Genomic DNA, 21,217 nt, shown 5'->3' on the forward strand with positions numbered 1-21,217 from the left:
AAGGGCGGTCTGATGGGATTCGTGCTGGCCGGTGTGATGCTGGCGATGTTGCTGGGGGCGCTCGATCAGACGATCATGGCGCCCGCCCTCCCGGCCGTCGCGGGGAGTCTGGGCGGGCTCGATCAGATGCCCGCCGTGATCAGCGCCTATCTCGTCGCCGCCACCGTCGTCATGCCCGTGTACGGCAAACTCGGCGACCGGTACGGCCGCAAGCCCACCATGCAGGTCGCCATCGTGATCTTCGTGACCGGGGCCGTGCTGTGCGCCGTGGCGACGTCGATGCCGCAGTTCATCGCCTTCCGGGCGGTGCAGGGGCTGGGCGGCGGCGGGCTGATGATCGGGGCGCAGGCGATCATCGGGGAGGTCGTCAGCCCGCGGGAGCGGGGGCGGTATCTCGGGCTCATCGGGGCCGCGTACGTCGTGGCCGCCGTGGGCGGGCCGTTGATCGGCGGGTTCTTCATCGACCAGTTCGGCTGGCGGTGGATCTTCGCCATCTACCCGCCGCTGGGGCTGCTGGCGCTGGCCGTGCTGAGTGCCACGCTCAAGTTGCCCAAGCCCGTCACACGGGCGCCGCTCGATGTCGCGGGGGCGGTCACGCTGGCCGTCGCCGTGGTGGGGGTGGTCATGGTGGGGCAGACCCGGAATGCCGGCTATCTGGTGCTGGCCGCGGCAGGGTTCGTGGGATGGCTGGTGAGCGCCCGGTACGCCAAGGACCCGATCCTGCCGCTCCGGCTGTTCAAGGACCGGGCCTTCGCGGTGCCGGTGACGATCAGCCTGCTGATCGGGTTCGCGTTGTTCGGGACGATCACGTATATGCCGGCGTACCTGCAGATCGCGCTGCGCACCAGCGCCACGCAGGCCGGGCTGCTGGTGACCGCGCTCATGGGCGGCGTGCTGTTCACCACCATCGTGTCGGGCCGCCTGATCACCCGGACCGGCGTGTACAAGCCCTACCCCGTCGCGGGCACGCTCCTGGCGGCCGCAGGGCTCGGGCTGGTCGGGCTCGCCGGTGCCTCGCCGCTCATGCTGGCACTGGCCATGCTGCTGACCGGGCTCGGAGTCGGGCTCGTCATGCAGGTCATGGTGCTGGCCGCGCAGAACGCCGTCGAGTACGCCGACCTGGGCACCGCCACCTCCTCGGTGACGTTCCTGCGCCAGATCGGGGCGTCGGCCGGGGTCGCGCTGGTGGGCGCGCTGATCACGCTGCGCTTCTCCGACGGCGTGCCCACCGCCGTGCCCGCCGACCTGCCCGACAGCGTGCGGGACGCCTTCGCCGAGGCCGTACCGCCCGTGTTCGCCGCCATGGCGCCGCTGTTCGCCGTGGCGTTCTTCCTCGCGCTGGCGCTGCCGGCGCGACCGCTCCGTACCACCGCTTATGCCGAGGAGAGACAGTGAAACTCGTCGCACCCCTGAACGCCTTCGGCCGCGGCGACCTCGCCCTGGCCGGTGGCAAGGGCGCCAACCTGGGGGAGCTGGTCCAGAACGTCTTCCCCGTGCCCGACGGCTTCGTCGTTACCACGCACGCCTACGAGCTGGTCGCGCAGGGTCACGACACGCGGGCCTACTTCGAGCAGGTCCAGCCGTCCGGCGAGCTGCGGCAGGCGATCGCCGGCGCCTACGCCGAGCTCGGCGGCGGGGCCGTGGCCGTACGATCGAGCGCCACCGCCGAGGACCTGCCCGGGGCCGCGTTCGCCGGTCAGCAGGACACCTACCTGAACGTCGTGGGGGAGCAGGACCTGCTCGACGCCGTACGCCGCTGCTGGGGCTCGCTCTGGACCGACCGCGCGATCGCCTACCGCGCCAAGCTGGGGATCGACGCCGCCGAGGTACGGATCGCGGTGGTCGTGCAGCGCATGGTCGAGGCGGAGCTGGCGGGCGTCATGTTCACGGCCGACCCGATCAGCGGCGACCGCGGCAGGATCGTGATCGACGCCAGTAGCGGGCTGGGCGAGGCCGTCGTCTCCGGCCTGGTCACGCCCGACCACTACGTGATCCACCCGTCGGGCCGGACCGACTTCACGCCGGGTCGCCGCGAGGTGGTCATCCGCGGCGCGGCCGGCGGGGGCGTCGTCCACCAAAGCGCCGCCGGGCCTGGGCCTGAGCGGTTGCCTGAGCGGGCGCTCGTGGAGCTGGCGCGGCTGGGCAGGGAGGTGGCCGCGCACTTCGGGCGCCCTCAGGACATCGAGTGGGCGTACGCGGGCGGCCGCGTCCACCTGCTGCAGGCCAGGCCGATGACCGCGCTGCCGCCGCCCCCGGTGGGCCGGCTCAACCCGATTCAGCGCCGCCTGTGCACGATCCTGCTGGAATATCTGCCGGAACGGCCGTATCCGATCGACATGTCGACCTGGTTGCCGGACGGCCCGGCCGGGCTGATGGCCAAGGTGATGGACAGCTTCGGAGTGGTGGGCGCGTTCGAGGGGTTTCTGCGGGAGGAGGACGGCGTCGTCTATCAGCTCATACCGCCGACGCCGCGACCCACCGTGCGAATGCTCGGGATGCCGTTCCGGTTCGTGGCCAAGGCCAGGAGGTACGACCCCGCGCGGTGGACCGAGGACCGGCGCTTCCGCGACTACCTGGGGGCGGTCAAGGAGCTGGCCGCCCGCGACCTGACCGCGATGCCGTGGGCGACGCTCCTGCGGATGCCCCGGCAGGCGCTCGCCCTGGTGCGGCCGGTGGCGGACCTGCGGATCGACTACCTGCCGGGGACCGGGCTCGCGCTGCTGCGCCTGCTGGTGGCCGTCAGGCTGCTCGGCCGGCGGGAGCTGTTCGCCGATCTGCTGTACGGGGCGCGTACCCGCACCACCGACGCCAACGCGGAGCTGGCCCGGCTGGCCGGGCTGGCCGAGCGCACCGGGGCGCTGGACGCCGACCCGATGCCCGCGGCCTTCGCGGCCGAGCTGGCGGCCTTCCTCGACGAATACGGCCACCGCGAGACGTCCAGCCCCATCCTCGTCACCCCGCCCACCTGGGCGGACGCCCCTGAGACCGTCCTCGGCCTGATCAGGGCCCTGGCGGGCGTACCTTCCGAGCATCAGAAGGACGATGGCGCGCTCGACCGGCTGCTTCGGCATCCGTTCCTGCGCTCGAAGCGGCGCCGTGCTCGCGTCGTGCGGTGGGTGGCGGCGGCGCGGGCGGGCGTCGCGTTCCGTGAGGACAGCCACTTCTCCTTCACGATGCCGCAGCCCGTCCTGCGCAGGTCGCTGCTGGAGATGGGCCGCCGTCTGCGCGACGCGGGCGTGCTCGACCGCCCGGAGGACGTCTTCCACCTGCGGCTGGAGGAGCTGGAGGCGATTCCGGACGTGGCCGAGCTGCCGTGCGCGGACTCCGGGCGGCTGCGGGAGACGGTCAGGGCGCGGGCGGTCAAGCGCGAGGAGCTGTCAGGCGTACGGCTCATCGACCCGGCCGCGGTCTTCCCCGTCCACGAGACGGGCGACGCGCTGGTCGCCGGTGCTCCGGCCGGTGGTGGCACCGCGACGGGGCCGGTGAAGGTGATCAGGGAACCGAAGGAGTTCGGCAGGCTGGAGGCGGGTGACGTGCTCGTGTGCCCTTACACGAATCCGTCGTGGACGCCGCTGTTCCAGCGGGCGGCGGCGGTGGTCGTGGACACCGGCGGCGCGGCGTCGCACGCGGCCATCGTGGCCAGGGAGTACGGCATCCCGGCCGTCATGGGCACCGGCCAGGCGACGGCCGTGCTGCGGGACGGTCAGGTCGTCACCGTCAACGGCGACACCGGTCTGGTCACCGGCGCTCCATAGGATGCATGCCATGGTCACCGACCACCGCAAGCTGCCACGCCGCCGGGGCGAGGCCCTCAGCGCCGCCATCTACCAGGCCACGCTCGACGAGCTGGCCGAGGTCGGCTATGCCGGGCTCACCATGGAGCGGGTGGCCGAGCGCGCCAAGGCCAGCAAGGCGTCGCTCTACCGGCGCTGGCCCACCCGTATCGAGCTGGTGATGGAGGCGGTCTATCACTCCCTGCCCACCCCCGAGTCCTCGCCCGACACGGGCAACCTGCGCGACGACCTGGTGGCCGTGCTCAGTAGCATGGCGCGGCACCTGTCGGGCCCGGCCGGAGAGGCGATGCGCGGGCTGCTCGGCGAGGCGCTCAGGGGCGAGTCGCCGCTGAGCACCATGCGGGAGAACTCGCAGGGCAAGGCCAGGAAGATGATGGAGGAGATCGTGCGCCGCGCGGTCGAGCGGGGGGAGGTGGACCCGGCGGACGTCACCCCCCGCCGCCTCGACGCCGGGCACGCGCTGCTGCGCCACCACTTCCTGCACCACGGCTCCATCCCCGAACGGCTCGTCGTCGAGATCGTGGACGAGGTCATCGTCCCTCTCCTCAAACGATCATGAGCTGTCGGTCGGGGTGGGAGCGGAGCGAACCGGCCGAGGTGATCCGGTACGGCTTGCGCCGCTCCTCCGAGGCTGATGAGCACGAGCAGCGCCACGTCGGTGAAGCGCCCGAGCTCCGATGTCCTGCGTGCCAGGTATTCGGTAAGACTTGGTAAGTCTTACCGAGCAAGTCCCATCGCCCCGGCCATCAGGCGCATCGAGTGGCCGAACGCCCCGCGCCGGTTCTCGATCGTGTTGTTGAACTGGCCGAACACCTCGAAGTTGACCCACCCGTACAGGGCGGTCCACCCCGTGAGCGCGTGCCAGATCACATCGCCGGGCACCTCCGGCATGAGGTCGCGGAACGCGGCCACCTCCGGTTCGAGCTCCTCCGGGGCCGTCCCCGCAGGGGCCCGCACCGCGCCCGCACGCCAGGCGTCCGAGATGATGTGGCCCAGCACGGTGACGTCGCGCACCCGGGCCGCGACCGTGTCCTGGGGCGCCTGGTAGCCGGGCACGGGGGAGCCGTAGAGCAGCGCGTATTCGTGCGGGTGCGCCACCGCCCAGTCGCGCACCCCGTGGCAGGTCGCCAGCCAGCGGTGCAGGTAGTGGTCGCGGGGGACGACCGCCTCCGCCTGCTCGACGGCCTCGCCCAGGGCGTTGTAGCCGTCGATGATCAAGGCGGTCAGCAGGTCGTCGCGGCTCGGGAAATAGCGGTAGATGGCCGAGGAGACCATGCCCATCTCCCGCGCCACCGCCCGCAGGGACAGTCCGCCGGCCCCGTCGGTGGCGAGCTGGCGGCGCGCGATATCGGTGATCTCCCTGGTGAGCTCGGCCCTGACACGTTCTCTGGCGGTTCGGCTGGCTGTCATGAACAGCAGGTTATCAGAGCGCTGCCAAAAAACGAGAGCACCGCTCTTGACGATTGGTGCTCTTTTGCGAGAGCATTGCTCTCAGAAAGCGAAGGAGACGGAAATGGCCAAGCACGCGAACGCCGCACTGATGTTCTTCCTGGAACTCGGCGTGTTGATCTCCGTGGGATACTGGGGCTTCACGGTCAGCCCCCACTGGGTGATCAAGGTTCTCGCCGGGCTGGGCGGCCCCGCGCTGTTCATCGCCGCGTGGGCGCTGTTCGGAGCGGGCGGCGGCGCGAACGCCACGTTTCCGCTCACCGGCCTGGCCCGCGCCGCGCTGGAGATCCTCTGGTTCGGCGGCGGCGCCCTGGCGCACTACGCCTCCGGCCTGACGACCTCCGCCGTCGTCTTCTTCGCAGTCTTCGTCCTCAACGCCGTCCTCCGCATCGTCTGGAAGCAGGTCTGATCATGGGTAAGCACGTTGTCGTCGGTTCCGGCCAGGTCGGCTCGCACGTGGCCGCCAAGCTCGTCGCCCAGGGTCACGAGGTCACCGTCGTGACCCGCTCGGGCAGCGGTCCGGAAGGGGCGGTCAAGGTGGCCGCCGACATCGCGGACCAGGCCCGCCTGATCGAGGTCACCAAGGGCGCCGACGTCCTGTACAACTGCGTCAACCCGCAGTATCACCGCTGGCTCACCGACTGGCCGCCGATGGCCGCGTCGTTCCTGGCCGCCGCCGAGTCGAGCGGCGCCGTGCTGGTGATGCTGGGCAACCTCTACGCGTACGGTCCCGTCTCCGTCCCGATGACCGAGGACCTGCCGCTGTCCTCGCCCAACCCCAAGTTCCGGGTACGGGCGAAGATGTGGGACGACGCGCTGGCCGCGCACGAGGCCGGCCGGATCAGGGCGACCGAGGTGCGCGGCTCCGACTACTTCGGCCCTGGCGCCACCGACCAGTCCTACCTGGGCGACCGCTTCATCGTCCCGCTCAAGGCGGGCAAGAGCGTGCAGCTCATCTGGCCGGGTGACGTGCCGCACAGCTTCACCTACCTGCCCGACGTGGCCGACGCGCTGATCACGGCCGGCACCGACGAGCGGGCCTGGGGCCGCCCCTGGCACGTGCCCACGGCGGAACCCCTGACGTTCCGGGGGATCGGGACACGGATGGCCGAGCTGCTCGGCCGGCCGGCGCCCAGGTTCTCGCAGGTGCCGTGGCCGGTCATCCGGCTCGGCGGGCTGTTCTCGCCCATGATGCGCGAGCTCAAGCACGTCCGCTACCAGTTCACCGCGCCCTTCGTGCTCGACTCCTCGGCCTTCCAGCGCACGTTCGGCGTCGCGCCTACCCCGATCGACGAGGCGTTCAAAGCTACGCTCGGGGCGTGAAGATAGCCATGATCGGCCTGGGCGACATCGCGGAGAAGGCATACCTCCCCGTCCTCGCCGCTCAGCCCGGTCTCGACCTGCACCTCTGTACCCGCAACACGGCCCGGCTCGACCGGCTCGGCGACACCTACCGGATCGCCCGCCGGTCGAGCAGCGTGGACGAGGTGGTCAAGGCCGGGGCCGACGCGGCGTTCGTGCACGCCGCCACCGACGCCCACCCGGAGATCGTCGAGTCGCTGCTCGACGCCGGGATCCACGTCTACGTCGACAAGCCGATCGCCTACACGCTGGCCGAGTCCGAGCACCTCGCCGGCCTCGCGAAGGCGGCGGACCGATCCCTGATGGTCGGCTTCAACCGCCGCCACGCGCCCGGGTACGCCGAACTCGCCGCTCACCCCCGCCACCTCGTCGTCATGCAGAAGAACCGCGACAACCTCCCGGACACCCCGCGCCGGGCGGTCTTCGACGACTTCGTGCACGTGGTGGACACCCTCAGGTTCCTCGCCCCCGGCCAGGTCACCGGCACCACGATCAGGACCCGCGTCAAGGACGGCCTGATCGAGCACATCGTCCTGGAGCTGTCCGGCGACGGCTTCACCGCGCTCGGCGTCATGAACCGGATGAGCGGCGCGAACGAGGAGACCTGCGAGGCCATGGGCGACGGCGCCAAGCGCCGCGTGGTCAACCTCGGCGACGTCGTCGACTACCGGGGCGGCGAGCTGCTGGCCAGGCGGCCCGACTGGGTGCCGGTCGCCCGGCAGCGCGGCATCGAGCAGATCTGCCTGGAGTTCCTCACCGCCGTCCGCGACGGCCGCCGCGTCGACGCCGACGACGCCCTCGCCACCCACGCCATCTGCGAGGAGATCGTCGCCCAGGCCGCCTGAGCCCCGCGCCGTCCGCGAGTCGCCCAGACCGCCTGAGCCTTCTCTACGAGGGCTGCCTGAGCCGCATGACCCGGTCGGCCCTGGCGAACATCCGCTGGAACGGCCCGCCCCCCAGCCGGGTCAGCACGGTGTAGCCCTTGGTGTCGTTCAGCGGGCTGGAGGACGACACGACGCCCGCCACCGCGCCGCCGTACAGGGCGGGGCCGCCGCTGCCGCCCGCCGCGGCGTGGCAGTTGCGGGTGACCATCACCCCCGGCCCCTGGGAGATCCCTTCGACGGTGTCGCCCAGGCAGCGGTACATCTCGGTGCCGGGGTAGCCCTTGCCCGCCGGGTAGCCGAGCAGTTCGAGGCCGCGGAGCTGGGTGCCCCTGGTGGTGGGCATCGCCGGCAGGCCCCGCCCGGTCACGGCCTCCAGCGGGCGCTTGCGGCTCACGACGCCGACCAGGCCCACGTCGTACGGCAGCAGCTCCGTCGAGAACGCCCGCCCGCTCCACTTCCCCGGGACCCACGTACGGACCACCGGCCAGACCCCCAGCGGCGGCCGCCCCCGGTCGTAGCCGGGCAGGAACGCCAGGTGCTTGAGCGGCCGCCCGTCGTGGAAGAGGCAGTGCGCCGCCGTCAGCACCAGGCTGCGGCTGCGCGAACCGATCACCGTGCCGCCGCACAGCACGTCCGACCTGGTGACCGGATCGCGGCCGAGCAGCACCCCGGTCAGCCGCCGCGCCCCCGTATAGGGACGCGGGACCGGCGCGTAGCCCAGGCGGTCGCCGTCAGGGGTCAGCACGCGGGGCATCGGCACGTTGCGCTGCGACACCTCGGTGACGGCGGCCGGGTCGAGCAGGACCAGAGACAGCACCAACCTGAGCACCTTCCCACTCTAAGACGAAGATGATCAGTGCCCTGACCTGCGACATCAAGGTTTACCCTAACTTGTGTACGCGGAACCGAGGGCCCGCAGCCGGGCGTGCGCCCCCTCGTACACGCCGGTCTCGCCCAGACACGCCTTGGGCACCTTGGCGACCATCGTGTAGTTGGTGTCGCACACGTTCCCGACCGGCGCCTGCCCGGCCTGGCTGACGAGCTGGTAGGCGTCCAGGGCGTCCAGCCCGGTCAGCTCCGGGGTCCAGGTGACCAGGTCGTGCAGTTCCGGCTCCGCTGCCTGGCCACGTAGTGCACGACCACCGAGACGTGCAGCAGCAGGAAGGCGGTCAGCGCGCCGAAGTTGACCAGCGAGGTCAGCTCGCCGAGGCCGGTGGTCCTGGTGCTCATGAAGATGCCGATGACCAGCGAGAGCCCGGCCACCACCAGGGTCGCGTAGCACCGACAGCCAGTGCCTGCCGGCGAACGCGGTGGCCCGCGGTGGCGGTGTTCGTCTCCGATCGGGGGGCCGAGTTGCTCGCCCGGGTGGACGGTACGGTGGCCGAGCAGCAGGGGGTGATCGGGCCGGCGTTCGGGCGCGAGCGCACCGAGCAGCTCATGCGCGACCTGGAGAGCCTGGTGGAGGCGCTCGACTACGCCGAGCCGCGGCACTGAGAGCGCCCCCACCAGATCCGTTATTGCTGGTCCATCCGCTTGATGTGGTCTTGCAGGGCTCGCTTCTGCTCGGCGGGGTCCGGCTTCCCCGCCACGTCGCGCATCATCGACTCGACGAAGTCGTACTTCGACATCCTCGGCGTGAGCCCTTCCTTGCTCGCGCGGTAGCGGAAGGCGTCGTACACCGCGCCGAGCCACCGCCGGTACTGGACGGGGTTCGTGTGCGGATTGTCCACCTCGCCCGTCGAGAACGTGATAGCGCCCCAGAACGTCACGTGGCCGGCGGGCACGCCGAACATGCACGGGCAGAGGGGATCCATCGCAGTGCTGAAATCGACGTGGGAGTAGGCGTCGCCGAAGGCGTGCAGGGCGTTCTCCTGCGCCGCCGAGAACCTGGGCGGGAACAACTTCTTGAACATGTCGGGCGGAAGCACGATAGTGCCTCCGGTGAACGGATGGACCATGTGGGGAACCACCGGGATACGTGTGGTGATGTCCATGTCCTCGACGACCGCCCGGACGTCGTCACCCGCCGCCCTCTGGGTCTCCAGCGCGTTCCTCCTGTTCAACAGGTGAGTGCTCTGGAAGTGCCCGGCGGGGTCGTTCTGGTTCCACAACGAGGACCAGCTCGTCGCCACGCGGCTGTCGAGGTCCGGAGCGAAGGCGGCCTTGCCGAGGTCGTACGACACCTGTGAGGGGAGCCCCGCGGCCAGGGCGGCGGCCTGTGTCGTCCACTGGTGCCCGACCTCCTCCCAGTTGCCGCTCGGGTCGAAGCGGCCGACCGGGTCGTTGGCGGCGTAGCTGTACCCGGCCAGGTTGGCGCTGCGGAACACACCGCCGTTCGGTTTGCCGTCCAGGTAGGAGCCGGCCGCCGGGTCCGCGGACTGCCACTGGCTCATCCTGGGGTCGTAGTAGCGGGCCCCGTGGTAGGTGAAGCCGGTCTCGGCGTCGAGCTCCTTGCCGGTGAACTGGTAGAGGGTCTGGTCGTCCGAGCGCGCGTCGACCCAGGTCTCCCCGGTCGGGAAGTACTCAAGGTGCTGGGAGACCTTCCCCTCCCTGTCGGTGCCGTACGCGGTCGAGCCGAGATGGTCGCTCTGGTAGAAGAACTGGTCGTTCTCGAAGGTGTCGTCCGCCTTCATGGTCTTCGAGACGATCCTGGTGCCGGCCACGAAGACGTGCTTGAACTCGGCGTGCCCGCGGGTCGTGTAGAACTGGTTCGGATAGAGGCTGATCTGCGCCCCGTCCTTGACCACGCGCGTGCCCTGGTCGTCGTAGGCGAAGCGGACGGTCGGCGGCTGCTCCGCCTTGGCGCACCCGGTGGCGTCCTGCGGCTGCGGGATGAACCTGGAGTCGTCGTGGACGCAGGCCAGGCGGTTCTCCTCGTCCCAGATGAGCTGTCTGCGCTGGCCGCCGCGCGGGGTGACGCGGTCGGTCAGGTTGCCGTTCGCGTCATAGGTCAGCTCGACGTCACCGACCGTCTTGGTGGTGTGCGCCTTGCCGGCGGCGTAGGTGTAGGGCTGGACGTAGGTGGTGTCCGGCTGGGGCTGGTCGGGCTGGTTCTCGACGACGAGCCTGTGGTCCTGGGCCTTGCGGGTCAGGTTGTGGATGGTGTCGTACGCCATCGACAGCGTGTACGTGTCGGTCTGATCAGGCGTGTACCGGTACGCGCCGGTGGCGGCGGTGAGCCGGTAGAGGTTGTCGTAGGTGAAGGTCTGGGTGGTGGGGCCGTTCAGCCGGGAATGGTCGTCGTGGCCCGGCAGGTCGACGTCGTTGTGCAGACGGGTGACGTTGCCGACGGCGTCGTAGCCGAAGCCCAGCTTCTGGATGACGTGGCCGCCCGGCTGCGCCGACCTCAGGGTGGCCAGCCTGCGGTCCTCCGCGTCGTAGGCGAACGTGGTGCGCACGCCGTTGCCCAGGTCCATCGCGACCCGCTGGCCGAACTTGTCGTAGTCGATCCGCTTCAGGTAGGAGTACTCGCTGCCCTTCTTCGACCCGCCGGCCGAGGTGATCATCCCGCCGCTGTCGTAGGCGTAGGTGAGCACCTCGCCGTCCTTGTAGGTGAGCTGGAGCACGCGGCCGAAGCTGTCGTAGCTGTAGGCCGTGGTGAAGTCGCGGTAGTACGGGCCGCGCACCGTGCGGGTCTCCTTCGTGACCTCGCCCAGCGGGCCGTACTCGCGGGCGACCTCACCCGCGCCGTCCTGGATCTTGCTCACCCGGCCGGCCGTGTTGCCCGGCGCGCCCGCCGCGCCATAGGTGTAGCGCACGTTGTTGCCGGTGAAGACCGGGTAGTTGATCTCCGTCAGCCGGTTCTGGTCGTAGGTGTAGGTGACCGCCGCCGGGCGCTTGGCCAGGTTGGCCGTGACCTCGCGGACCGGGTTGCCCGCCGGGTCGTACACGGTCGTGGTGGTGCCGCCGTCCGGGGTGCTGATCGCGGTCCTGCGGCCCAGGTCGTCGTAGTTGGACAGGGTGCGGTTGCCGCGGTCGTCGGTGACGGTGACGATCTGGCCCAGCGGGTCGAAGGCGTAGCCGGTCCAGATGGGCGGGTCGGTGGCCTTGGCCCCCGGCTCGCGCACGGCGGTGGTCCGCTGGCTGACGTCGACGTAGGAGCGCCGCACGTTGCCCTTGGCGTCGGTGACGGCCATCTCGAACTGGCGGACGCCCGCCCGGTCGTTCCCGAACCCGTAGGCGGTGGTGGTCACGCTCTCGTCCGGGAGCTGCGACCTGACCGTGCGGTCCAGCACGTCGTAGTCGGTCACCGTGGGCCGCACGGTGTCGAAGCCCGCGGCGAAGGTGGTGTTGGCGGTGCCCTTCCGCTCGCTGGTCGGGTAGTACTGCTTGACGGCGCGGCCGAACTCGTCGAAGACGATCCGGCCCGAGACGGTCATGGCCTCGGTGCCGTCCAGCGTCGCGTCCTTCTTGGTCTGGACGGTACGCCCCAGCCCGTCGGTGAAGGTGATCGTGTCGATGGTGTCGAGCTCCACGACGCCGCCCGCCTTCCGGTCCAGGTGCCGGGTGACGGCGTAGGGCACGGTCGCGTCGTGGTGGTACTCGATGCCGATCGTGGGCCGCCACCAGCCGCGCTCGAGCGGGCCGGTCAACGACGTCAGCCGGCCGGCCGCGTCATAGGTGCTCTCCTGCCGCTGCCCGTTGACGTCCACGGCGGTGAGCTGCGTGCCGAACCGCAGGTCATAGGTGGCCGACGAGGTGAGGCCGAAGCTGTCGGTGGTGGCGGTGACGTAATTGCCGATCACGTCGTCGTAGGTGTAGGACAGCCGGTAGCGCTGCGCGCGGTGGTTCTGTGGCGAGGTGCGCGTCGCGATCGTGCCGGTGGGATGGTAGGTCAGGTCGGTGACCGCGGCGGTGTTGTCGGCCAGCAGGGCCCGGTGCTGGGTGACGTTGCCGGTCCGGCAGTCCACGGTGGAGTCCGCGCGGCGCATGACCTTGCCCCCGCCGCGGACCTGGAGCGTCCGTGGCACGCCGACGATGTGGGTGTCGGCGCACGTGGTGTAGCCGGTGACGGTCTCGACGTCGTCGCCCGTGCCCGGCTCGCCGTACTCGATCTTCTTGGTCAGGTTGCCGAGCTCGTCGTACGACATCTCGGTCCTGGTCTGCTTGCCGGCCTGCGCCTGGCCCTCGAACCAGCTGGCCTCGACCCGCGTGAGCTGCGGGAACCGGGTGCCGCCGCCCAGGTCGCGGACGTCGTAGGTGTTCTCGGTCCTGGTGAACGGCTTGCCCGCGCCGTCGGCCAGGCTCTCGCTGAGGAGCAGGCCGCGCGTGTGGAAACCGCTGGTGTCGAACGTCGAGGTGGTGCTCCTGAGCGCCTTGCCCGACCGGTCGAGCTGCGTGGTGACGAGCCTGCCGTAGCCGAGGAACTCCCGCTCCAGCCGGTCCTGTACGCCGTCCGCGTAGCTGAAGGCCGTGTGCTGGACGTCGGGGCCGTCGCCGGCCAGGCCGTCGGAGGTCTTGACCGAGCTCAGCACCCACTGCGACTGAGGCTGGGCGTAGGTGTTGCCCGCGCGGGCGTAGCCGAGCTCGATCGACGATCCGAGCGGCCGCTTGACGGTCTTGAGCAGGTTGGTGCGGCCGGTCTGGTTCGCGGCGACCGTCAGCTCGTTGTCCTTGGTCGAGGCGAGGTGGTCGGTGAAACCGTCGCCGTCCAGGTCGCGCAGGCTCTGCGCCGCTCTCGACGCGCCGGTGGAGACGTCCGCGCCAGGGTTGATGATGATATATCCGCCTAATCCGAAGGCGATCGGGATCTTGATGGAGAAGTACAGCCCGCCGCCGACCTTGGCGTTGCTGTCGGCGTTGATGCCGGTCAGGCTGCCGTGGAAGTCGACCGGATCGGCGAAGCCGGTCCCCGTGTTCAGCGCGACCTTGATCGGATTGCCCGCGCTCACCTGGTCGGCCAGGCCGTCGCCGTTGACGTCGGCCAGCGACTTCCTCGTGGTGCTGTCGCCCTGGCTGAACGAGGCGCCGCCGGCCAGGCCGTAGAAGTCGGTGTTGAAGCCGATCCTGAGCCCGCGGTTGGCGCTACGGCCGTCGTTGAGCGTCACCCCGGGCCACGGCTCCGGCGCGGCGAACCGGTAGCCCAGGTTGAGCGCCACCTTCCCGTCGGAGGAGACCCGGTCGGGCAGGCCGTCGGCGTTGATGTCGAGCAGGTCGCTCTTGCCCTCGCTCTTGCCGCTGCCCAGGTCGCCGCCGATGCCCAGCGGCGGCAGGTCGTTGCCGGCGTTGGCGGTGTTGGACGTGGTCGAGGCCGGGGGCGCGGCATGGCCGCGGCCGGTCGTGATCGTACGGGCCGCGCTGCCCGCGCCCGCGTTGCCGACCTTCTGCGACGAGGAGCGGATCCCGCCGGGCAGCTCGCCCCGGGTGGCGCCGAGCACGCCGGTCGGGTCGGTGTACTGCACGCCGCCGCTGCCGACCACGTCGGGGAAGCCGTCGCCGTTCATGTCGAGGTAGTCCAGCTCGCCGGTGGAGGTGCCCTCGGCGATGCTGCCGCCCACGGTGCCCACGTCACCGCCGACGTTGCCGGTCAGGGAGATCTGCTCGGTGCGCGAGATCCTCGGCACGGCGCGTACCTCGGCCAGGCTCGCCGCGGTGGGCAGCCCGATGGACTGACCGCCCAGCCGGGAGCTGGACACCTCCGCGGCGGCGACCCAGTTGAACTCGCCGGCGCCCCAGCGCCCGGTCGCGGGGTCGGGCGCGAAGAGGATCGCGTTCGGCGGGGTGATCCTCGGGTCCCGCTCGAACGCGGCGCGGTCGGCCTGCGGGTCGACGCGTTCGGGCAACTGCGCCTTGACGTCGCTGACGTCGGTCAGGTCCGCCTGCTTGATCGGCTGCTCGGCGCGCGCGCCGTTGCCGTTGTAGCCGACGGCGGCCCAGCCTCGGTACGGCCTGCCGTACACGCCCTCCTCGGCCCTGGTGTGCAGGGTCGAGGCGGCCTCGGCGCCGCCGACCGTCACCGTGTGCCCGGTGATCTTCCCGGTGAGCCGCGGGTCGGCGGCCGTGAAGTCGAAGTACAGCTCGTCGCCGGCCTTCGCGTCGACCTCCACCGCCTCGGCCGTGCCGCCGGCGGTGAGCGTCGCCTTCGCCAGCAGCTCGTTGCGCCGCTTGACGGTGAAGACCACCGTCCCGCTCGTCCCGTCGGCCACCGTCAGGGCGGGCGTGACGGAGAGCCGCCCCGCGGCCGCCACGGCGAACGGCCGCACCGGCTGGTCGCCGCCCGCCACATAGGTGTCGATGTCGTACGGCACCGAGAACGGCCGCCCGTCCTCGGAGGTGTACTGGGCGGTGGGCGCCCATTCCAGCACCGTCACGTCGATGGGGGAGTCCACCGCGATCCGCCACGCCAGCTCCTGCCCGGTGCTGACCGCGAACTCGCCCGCCACCGGGATCTCCCCGGTGAAGGCGGCGTCGACCTTCTTCTCGAAGACGACCTCGCCCTCGCGGGTGACGAGCACGGTGACGTCGTCGCTGGTGGCGGCCTTCTTCGTGATCGCGCCGCCGAGCCGCAGGGTGCCGTCGGCCGGGGCGGTGGCCAGCGCCGCCCGGCCGGCCAGGGTGAAGTCCTCGGAAGCCTGGTAGGTGGAGACGGGCAGGCCGTTGGCGTCGTCGCCGGTCAGGCCGGTGTAGGTGATCTTCGGATCCCACGCGACCAGGTCGTCCGCGCCGTCCATCACCGAGCCGACCCGGAAGTACAGGTGCTGGCCCCGCTCGACCTGGACCGCGTCCACCCCGGCCGGGGCGTGCTGCCCGTGGTCGCCGGTGGCGATCTCGGCCGCCCACAGCTCGGTGCCCTCGCGCTGGATCGCGACGCGGACGCCGTCGGGCTCGGCGAAGTCGGGCCGTGGCTGCGTGGCCGGCTTCAGCGTGACCGCGCCGCTGATCCCCACGGTCCCGGTGTAGGGCGCCGTCCACCGGCGGACGCTGTCCACCAGGGGGAAGGAGGCCGCCCGCCGCTCCGCGTCCTCGGTGTAGTCCGGCAGCAGGCCGTTCGCGGCCACCGTGCTGGACCCGATCGGGACCGGGGTGTCCGCGGCGGCGCCGTAGGCCACGGCCCCGTTCGCCGCCACCCGGCCGAACAGCACCGCGCCGCCGTTGACCAGGTCCGGGATGCCGTCTCCGTTGACGTCGCTGAAGTAGCGGCCGGTGGTGGAGATGGTGTCGACGTAGTTGAGCTGCAGGGCGCCGGCGCCGGGGTAGGCCTCGGCGCCGACGGTGCGGGTGCTGGCGTTCTCGCCCAGGATGCCCGGCAGGTTCTGCAGCGGGGTGATCTCGGCGGCGAACCTCGGCTGCCCGCCCGGCCTGGCCAGGTTCTTGCGGAAGCCGAACCCGCCGCCGTTCTGGAAGACCTTGTCGGGCAGGTGGTCGCCGTCCACGTCGAGCAGGGCCAGCAGCCCCTTGTCCGACGATCTGCTGTAGCCCGCCTTCACCCCGATCGATCCTGACTTGCTGCGCCTGGGTCCCCAGCCGACGTACAGGTGGCCGCCGCCGCCGGTGGAGGCGTTGCCGTTGATCGCGCCCGCCTCGCCGGCGCCGTCGTTGATCGCGTCGACCGCGCCGCTGACCACGTTGTCGTCGGGCGAGGTCCAGTCGACCTTCGCGAACGCCTGGTAGGCGCCGGAGGCGTCCCTGATGTCGTCGAAATAGCCGAACTCGTGGGCGGTGAACGCCTTGCCGTCGGCGTCGAACTGCTTGACCGAGCTCAGCAGCGTCTTGAGGAAGGCGCCCTTGGTGTAGGTCAGCTCGTAGGCGCGCACCGGCTCGCCGTTCAGGGTGACCTCGACGCGGCGCAGCAGGTCGGCCGTGACCTGCTTGAAGCCGCCGCGTGCCGTGACGCTCACGTCGCTGCGGCGCGGTTCGCCCAGCTCACGGTCCCGGACGAAGGTGACCGCGTACGGGCCTTCCGCGTTCCCCCGGCCGGTGTAGGTGATCTTCTTCGGGTAGAGCGCGCGGCCGGTCACGCTGCCGCCCTCGATCCCGGCGTCGTCGACCTGCGTGTAGTGGTAGCGCACCGTGTTGTCGTTGCGGTCCCGCACCTCGCGCAGCGCCCAGGTGAAGACGTTGCCCTGGTCGTCGGCGAGCGTGGCGCCCTCGCCGCCGTACAGCCGGCGGACGCCGGCCTTGTCGGTGACTTCCCAGGTGTACGTGCGCGGCGAGTCGCCAAGGCGCACGATGCGGTCGAATCGGCCCTCGATCCGGGGCCGGAACACCTTGTTCGCGGTCCTCGGCGGCGGGGTGCCCCGGTGTGCCACGGGGGAGAGCTGTTCGCCCATCATGGAGTAGGTCTCGGTCTCCGTCCGCGCGTCGTAGCGGGGCACGCCCCAGCGGCTGTCGACGCTGATGGACGGGATCGTCACGTCCCAGCCGAGCCCGAGCCAGCCGTTGGTCGCGCCGGAGGAGTACGCGATGGCGAGCGAGGGGGCCAGCCCGGCCCGTCCGGCCGGCAGTTCGAGCGGGTACGACAGCCGGGACTCACCACGGTTGTCTGCCACCGGGGGCGCGATCTGGTTCACGCCCGTCGCCGGGGTCGCCGCCTGCAGGCCCTTGATCTGCGTGGGGTCGAACGACACCTGCTCGGGCGACTCCGGCGCCACGACCGCCGCGTTCACCATGTCGGTGAAGTGGTTCGTGCGCGAGACCACGAGCCCGGCCTGCTCGTCGATCGAGACCCGCTCCAGCGCACGCCAGCAGGTGCTCTTCTCGTCGAAGTAGTAGGTGCGCACGTCCTGCGGGGAGAGTCCGGCGGCCTTCAGCGCCGCCGGGTCGTACGGCAGGCTGACCGTGATGTCGCGCTTGAACTCGAACGGCGTCGGCGTGAAACGGTAGCCGCGGCGCGGCCCCTTGGTCACGTTCTCCATCCCGGCGCCCAGGGCGGGGAGCTGCGCCTCGCTGAGCGGGGTCACGCCGATCTCGGTCGGCGAGCCGAGCGCCTCGGCGCCGATCTCCAGCCGTGCCTCGTCGTGCGTGAGAGTTCTGGCCGCCTTGCCGGCGGTCGTCCGGAACGCCGGTCGCTCGGCCTTCCGCTGATCCAGTGGCGCCGCGCCGGCGACGCAGTTGCTCGTGGACAGGGTTGTCTCGGCGGATACGGGTCGCATGCCCGACGCCAGGCAAGAGGTCACCAGCGTCAGGCAGGCGACCAGGGCTAAGACGCGCGTACGAAAGGTGTTCACGTCAACCACTCCCGGGACCGTAAGAGGGCATGCGCGTAGAACGCGGGGCTAGACGACTAAAGGCGGCATAAATGATCATTACCGCGTAATACAGATAAACACTCGCGATCACCGCTGTCCAGTAGTGCGAGTGCTTTGTAAAACCCAATGGGTCGGTCGCCTGCCCACTCCCGGTCGCCCGGAGATCAGGGCCTCTTGCAGGGACGGAGCGGTGAAAGGGATTCTGACAACTCTTTATCCCTCTTGGCGCTTATGGGCGGCCTCCGACACGAGCAGTACCACGACGGCGGCCAGGGCCACCGCCAGATAGCCCCAGGTGGGCAGGTCCACGAGCCGGTGCAGAAAACCCCATTGGCTGTCGAACCAGACGCGGCCCGCGAAGCCGACGAGTCCCTGGATGATGGCGACGACACACACGAAACCCAGCAGCGATCTCATGCCTCGACCCTCGCAGCACAGGGCCCGCCCCGGCATCGAACCTTGGGCGGGCCCTGTGCGACTTAAGTCGCGGTCACGGGTAGAGACCGCGCATCTGGTGCGCCTCGGCCACCCGGCCCACGCCGATGACGTGCGCCGCCTGCCTGAGCGTCAGGCCGCGCTCGGCGGCCACCGACTTGACCTCGGAGAAGGCGCCCAGCATGAGGTCGCGCAACTTGAGCTCGATCTCGCCGGAGCTCCATGGGTAGGCCTGCATGTTCTGCACCCACTCCAGGTAGGACACGATCACTCCGCCCGCGTTGGCCAGGATGTCGGGCACGACCGTGGTGCCGTTCGCGGCGAGGATCTCGTCCGCCTCGGGCGTGGTGGGGCCGTTGGCGCCCTCCACGATGAGGCGGGCGCGGATCCTGGGCGCGTTGACCGCCGTGATCGCGCCTTCGAGCGCGGCCGGGACCAGCACATCGACGTCCAGCTCGAACAGGTCCTCCTGGGCCAGCGCGTCGCCGTGCCGGAAGCCGCGCACGCCGCCGGTCTCGGCGGCCCACTCGCGCAGGCGGGCGATGTCGAGCCCGCCGCTCGCATGGACGGCGCCGGTGGCGTCGGAGACCGCCACCACCTTGCAGCCGGCGTCCGACAGGTATTGCGCGGCCGGGCCGCCCACCTTGCCGAAGCCCTGCACGGCCACGGTCACGCCCTCGGGCGAGCGGCCGAGCGCGGCCAGCGCCGCGATCTGCACACCGCGCGAGGTCGCGCCCGAACGCCCGAGCGAGCCGCCCAGCGTCGCGGGCTTGCCCGTGACCACGCCGGGCACCGAGTAGCCGGCGCTGACGCTGTAGGTGTCCATGATCCAGGCCATGGTCTGCTCGTCGGTGCCGACGTCGGGGGCCGGGATGTCCTTCTCCGGGCCGATCAGCGGCAGGATCTCGTTGACGTAGCGGCGGGTCAGCCGCTCCAGCTCGCGGGTGGTGAGCCCGGACGGGTCCACGGCCACGCCGCCCTTGGCGCCGCCGTACGGGATGCCGACCAGCGCGCACTTCCAGGTCATCCACATCGCGAGCGCGGTGACCTCGTGGATGTCGGTGCCGGGATGAAACCGCAGGCCACCCTTGGCCGGGCCACGCGAGACGTTGTGCTGGACGCGGAAGCCCTGGACGACGTCCAGGCGGCCGTCCTCGCGCCGCACCGGGACCGAGACGGTCAGCGAGCGGCGGGGCGTGGCCAGCATCGTGCGCAGCCCGTCGTCGAGACCGAGCTGCTCGGCGGCCTGTCCGAGCTGGTGGAGAGCGGAGTCGAGGGCCTGGCGGCCCGGGGTGATCAGGGCCGGCGTCGTTGACGGCACCATGATGCTCATGGAGCGATTCCTCCTGTTATGTACGCCCTATTCGTGGGAGAAGCGCCATTGCCCTTCCCATTTGGGCGTTGTTGTCGCGATCATCCTAGCGCGGGTGGTTTGACCTTGCCCGGTTCTTGGTAGAAATCCAAGCTCGCGATCGAGATGCCGTGGACCGTGCCACTCTGGCAGTCTTGCGAGCGAGTATGTGCCTAATCGTCGAATCGAGGGGTGGAATGCCCGCACTCGTGGTGGGACCGATGTTGCGTCATGTCGATCGCGACAGCGCCTCGATCTGGGTGGAGACCGCCGAACCCGGCACGGTCACCGTGGAGGCCGACGGCAGGGCTTACCGGTCGCCTACCTTCACCGTGCACGGACATCACTACGCGATCGTGGATCTCGTCGAGTTGTCCCAGGATATCGCGTCGTACACCGTGACGCTCGATGGGGAGCAGGTATGGCCCATGGCGGGTCGCCCGCCGAGCCGGATCAGGCTGATGCCCGCGGAAGGGATCCGCCGGCTGGCGTTCGGCTCGTGCCGCACCAGCGTGCCGCACGACGCCGCCCACGTACGCAGCCACGGCGACGACGTCCTGCGCGCCTACGGCGAACACCTGCCGCAGGCCGGCGAGGACGAGTGGCCCGACCTGCTGCTGCTCCTCGGCGACCAGGTCTACGCCGACAACCCCTCGCCCGACATGCTGGCCTACATCCACGGCCGCCGGGACACCGAGCCGCAGGCCGAGATCGCCGACTTCGAGGAATACGCCGAGCTCTACCGCCAGGCGTGGACCGAGACGGAGATCCGCTGGCTGCTGTCCACCGTGCCGACCGCGATGATCTTCGACGACCACGACCTGCGCGACGACTGGAACACCTCTCAGGCCTGGCGCGACCAGATGGCCAGGACACCGTGGTGGCGCCGCCGCGTCGTGGCGGGGCTCGGGGCCTACTACATCTACCAGCACCTCGGCAACCTCTCCCCGGCCGACCGCGCGGAGGACGCGCTCCTGCGCACGCTGCAGGACGGGGGCGGCGACGGCGCCGACGTGCTCGACGCCTTCGCCGAGAAGGCCGACGCCGAGCCGAGCAGCAACCGCTGGAGCTACGCCCGCGACATCGGGCCCGCCCGCCTGATCATGATCGACACCCGGTGCGCCAGGCAGCTCACGCCCGGCGACCGCCGCATGCTCGACCCCGACGAGTGGGCCTGGCTGCAGGAGCAGGTGACGCGCCCGGCCGAGCGGCTGATCATCGGCTCGTCGATCCCGTTCCTGCTGCCCGAGGGCGTCCACGGCGTACAGAACTGGAACGAGGCCCTGTGCGACGGCAAGTGGGGTCCCCTGGTGCGGCGCTGGTCGGAGACGCTCAGGCAGGCCATCGACCTGGAGCACTGGGCGGCGTTCCGTCGCTCGTTCGAGGACCTGTCCCGGCTGCTGATCGGGCTCGGCAAGCCCGTGGTCATCCTGTCCGGCGACGTCCACTACTCCTACCTGGCCAAGGCCAACAACGGCCCGGTCTACCAGATCGTCTGCTCGCCGATCCGCAACCCGCTCAGCCGCATGCTGCGCTGGGCCAACGTGTTCACCCAGTTCTCGGTCGCCACCCTGGTGGGCAGCCTGCTGCGGCGGCTGGCGGGCATCCCGCGCCCGCCGTTCAGGTGGCGCATCACCAAGGGCCCGCTGTTCCAGAACGCGCTGGCCACGCTGACCCTGCCCGACGAGGTCACCTGGCACGGCTCCACCGGCGAGGTGGTCAAGCCGATCGACTCGGTCCGCCTACGCTGATCTC

At 70.8% G+C, this 21,217-nt stretch carries 14 protein-coding genes; 8 read left to right on the top strand and 6 right to left on the bottom strand.

The genetic code is table 11. The features are described from left to right. Window positions 1-12 precede the first annotated feature (12 nt). Genes C4V41_RS02060 through C4V41_RS02070 form a run of 3 tightly spaced genes read left to right on the top strand, consistent with a single transcriptional unit; the run spans window position 13 to window position 4,353 of the window. On the top strand, window positions 13-1,395 hold the full coding sequence (locus C4V41_RS02060) for an MDR family MFS transporter (RefSeq protein WP_103953984.1): 1,383 nt from the start codon (window positions 13-15) through the stop codon (window positions 1,393-1,395). Then, window positions 1,392-3,755: a PEP/pyruvate-binding domain-containing protein gene (locus C4V41_RS02065; RefSeq protein ID WP_103953985.1), complete on the top strand. Its 2,364-nt coding sequence runs from the start codon at window positions 1,392-1,394 to the stop codon at window positions 3,753-3,755. Before C4V41_RS02060 ends, C4V41_RS02065 begins: the two co-directional genes overlap by 4 nt. Window positions 3,756-3,765: 10 nt before the next feature. Continuing rightward, entirely contained in the window at window positions 3,766-4,353 is a 588-nt protein-coding gene (locus tag C4V41_RS02070; RefSeq protein ID WP_103953986.1) for a TetR/AcrR family transcriptional regulator, read from the top strand. A 158-nt stretch (window positions 4,354-4,511) separates the two neighbouring features. On the opposite strand, the gene C4V41_RS02075 is transcribed toward C4V41_RS02070, so the two are convergent. Continuing rightward, window positions 4,512-5,204, bottom strand: a complete 693-nt coding sequence (locus C4V41_RS02075; protein WP_103953987.1) for a TetR/AcrR family transcriptional regulator — start codon at window positions 5,202-5,204, stop codon at window positions 4,512-4,514. A 103-nt stretch (window positions 5,205-5,307) separates the two neighbouring features. Between C4V41_RS02075 and C4V41_RS02080 the strand changes: the two genes are divergently transcribed. Genes C4V41_RS02080 through C4V41_RS02090 form a run of 3 tightly spaced genes read left to right on the top strand, consistent with a single transcriptional unit; the run spans window position 5,308 to window position 7,450 of the window. After that, window positions 5,308-5,652 carry a YrdB family protein gene (locus tag C4V41_RS02080; RefSeq protein ID WP_103953988.1) on the top strand — a complete coding sequence of 115 codons (345 nt, stop codon included), beginning with the start codon at window positions 5,308-5,310 and terminating at the stop codon, window positions 5,650-5,652. A gap of 2 nt (window positions 5,653-5,654) precedes the next feature. Further along, window positions 5,655-6,566, top strand: coding sequence for an NAD-dependent epimerase/dehydratase family protein (locus tag C4V41_RS02085; RefSeq protein ID WP_103953989.1), 912 nt, complete (start codon window positions 5,655-5,657; stop codon window positions 6,564-6,566). After that, window positions 6,563-7,450, top strand: a complete 888-nt coding sequence (locus C4V41_RS02090) for a Gfo/Idh/MocA family protein (protein ID WP_103953990.1) — start codon at window positions 6,563-6,565, stop codon at window positions 7,448-7,450. Before C4V41_RS02085 ends, C4V41_RS02090 begins: the two co-directional genes overlap by 4 nt. A gap of 43 nt (window positions 7,451-7,493) precedes the next feature. On the opposite strand, the gene C4V41_RS02095 is transcribed toward C4V41_RS02090, so the two are convergent. Together C4V41_RS02095 and C4V41_RS02105 are read right to left on the bottom strand one after the other, a co-directional pair. Then, window positions 7,494-8,318, bottom strand: a complete 825-nt coding sequence (locus tag C4V41_RS02095; protein WP_146103492.1) for a trypsin-like serine peptidase — start codon at window positions 8,316-8,318, stop codon at window positions 7,494-7,496. A gap of 242 nt (window positions 8,319-8,560) precedes the next feature. Continuing rightward, window positions 8,561-8,755, bottom strand: coding sequence for a hypothetical protein (locus C4V41_RS02105; protein ID WP_200823784.1), 195 nt, complete (start codon window positions 8,753-8,755; stop codon window positions 8,561-8,563). A 54-nt stretch (window positions 8,756-8,809) separates the two neighbouring features. On the opposite strand from C4V41_RS02105, the gene C4V41_RS02110 reads away from it, so the two are divergent. Further along, window positions 8,810-8,983: a hypothetical protein gene (locus tag C4V41_RS02110; protein ID WP_235029860.1), complete on the top strand. Its 174-nt coding sequence runs from the start codon at window positions 8,810-8,812 to the stop codon at window positions 8,981-8,983. A 20-nt stretch (window positions 8,984-9,003) separates the two neighbouring features. On the opposite strand, the gene C4V41_RS02115 is transcribed toward C4V41_RS02110, so the two are convergent. The 3 genes from C4V41_RS02115 to C4V41_RS02125 form a co-directional block, all read right to left on the bottom strand. Continuing rightward, complete coding sequence (locus C4V41_RS02115; RefSeq protein ID WP_146103493.1) at window positions 9,004-17,655, bottom strand: SpvB/TcaC N-terminal domain-containing protein; 8,652 nt, start codon at window positions 17,653-17,655, stop codon at window positions 9,004-9,006. 234 nt (window positions 17,656-17,889) lie between these two features. Continuing rightward, entirely contained in the window at window positions 17,890-18,093 is a 204-nt protein-coding gene (locus C4V41_RS02120; protein ID WP_103953993.1) for a hypothetical protein, read from the bottom strand. A 73-nt stretch (window positions 18,094-18,166) separates the two neighbouring features. Beyond that, window positions 18,167-19,444 carry a Glu/Leu/Phe/Val family dehydrogenase gene (locus C4V41_RS02125; protein WP_103953994.1) on the bottom strand — a complete coding sequence of 426 codons (1,278 nt, stop codon included), beginning with the start codon at window positions 19,442-19,444 and terminating at the stop codon, window positions 18,167-18,169. Between the two features lie 215 nt (window positions 19,445-19,659). Here C4V41_RS02125 and C4V41_RS02130 point away from each other — a divergent pair, with 215 nt between their 5' ends. Next, window positions 19,660-21,213, top strand: coding sequence for an alkaline phosphatase D family protein (locus tag C4V41_RS02130; protein WP_200823686.1), 1,554 nt, complete (start codon window positions 19,660-19,662; stop codon window positions 21,211-21,213). The last annotated feature ends 4 nt before the right edge of the window (window positions 21,214-21,217 follow it).

Origin of the sequence: Nonomuraea solani, assembly GCF_900108335.1 — a bacterium.
GTDB lineage: Bacteria > Actinomycetota > Actinomycetes > Streptosporangiales > Streptosporangiaceae > Nonomuraea > Nonomuraea solani.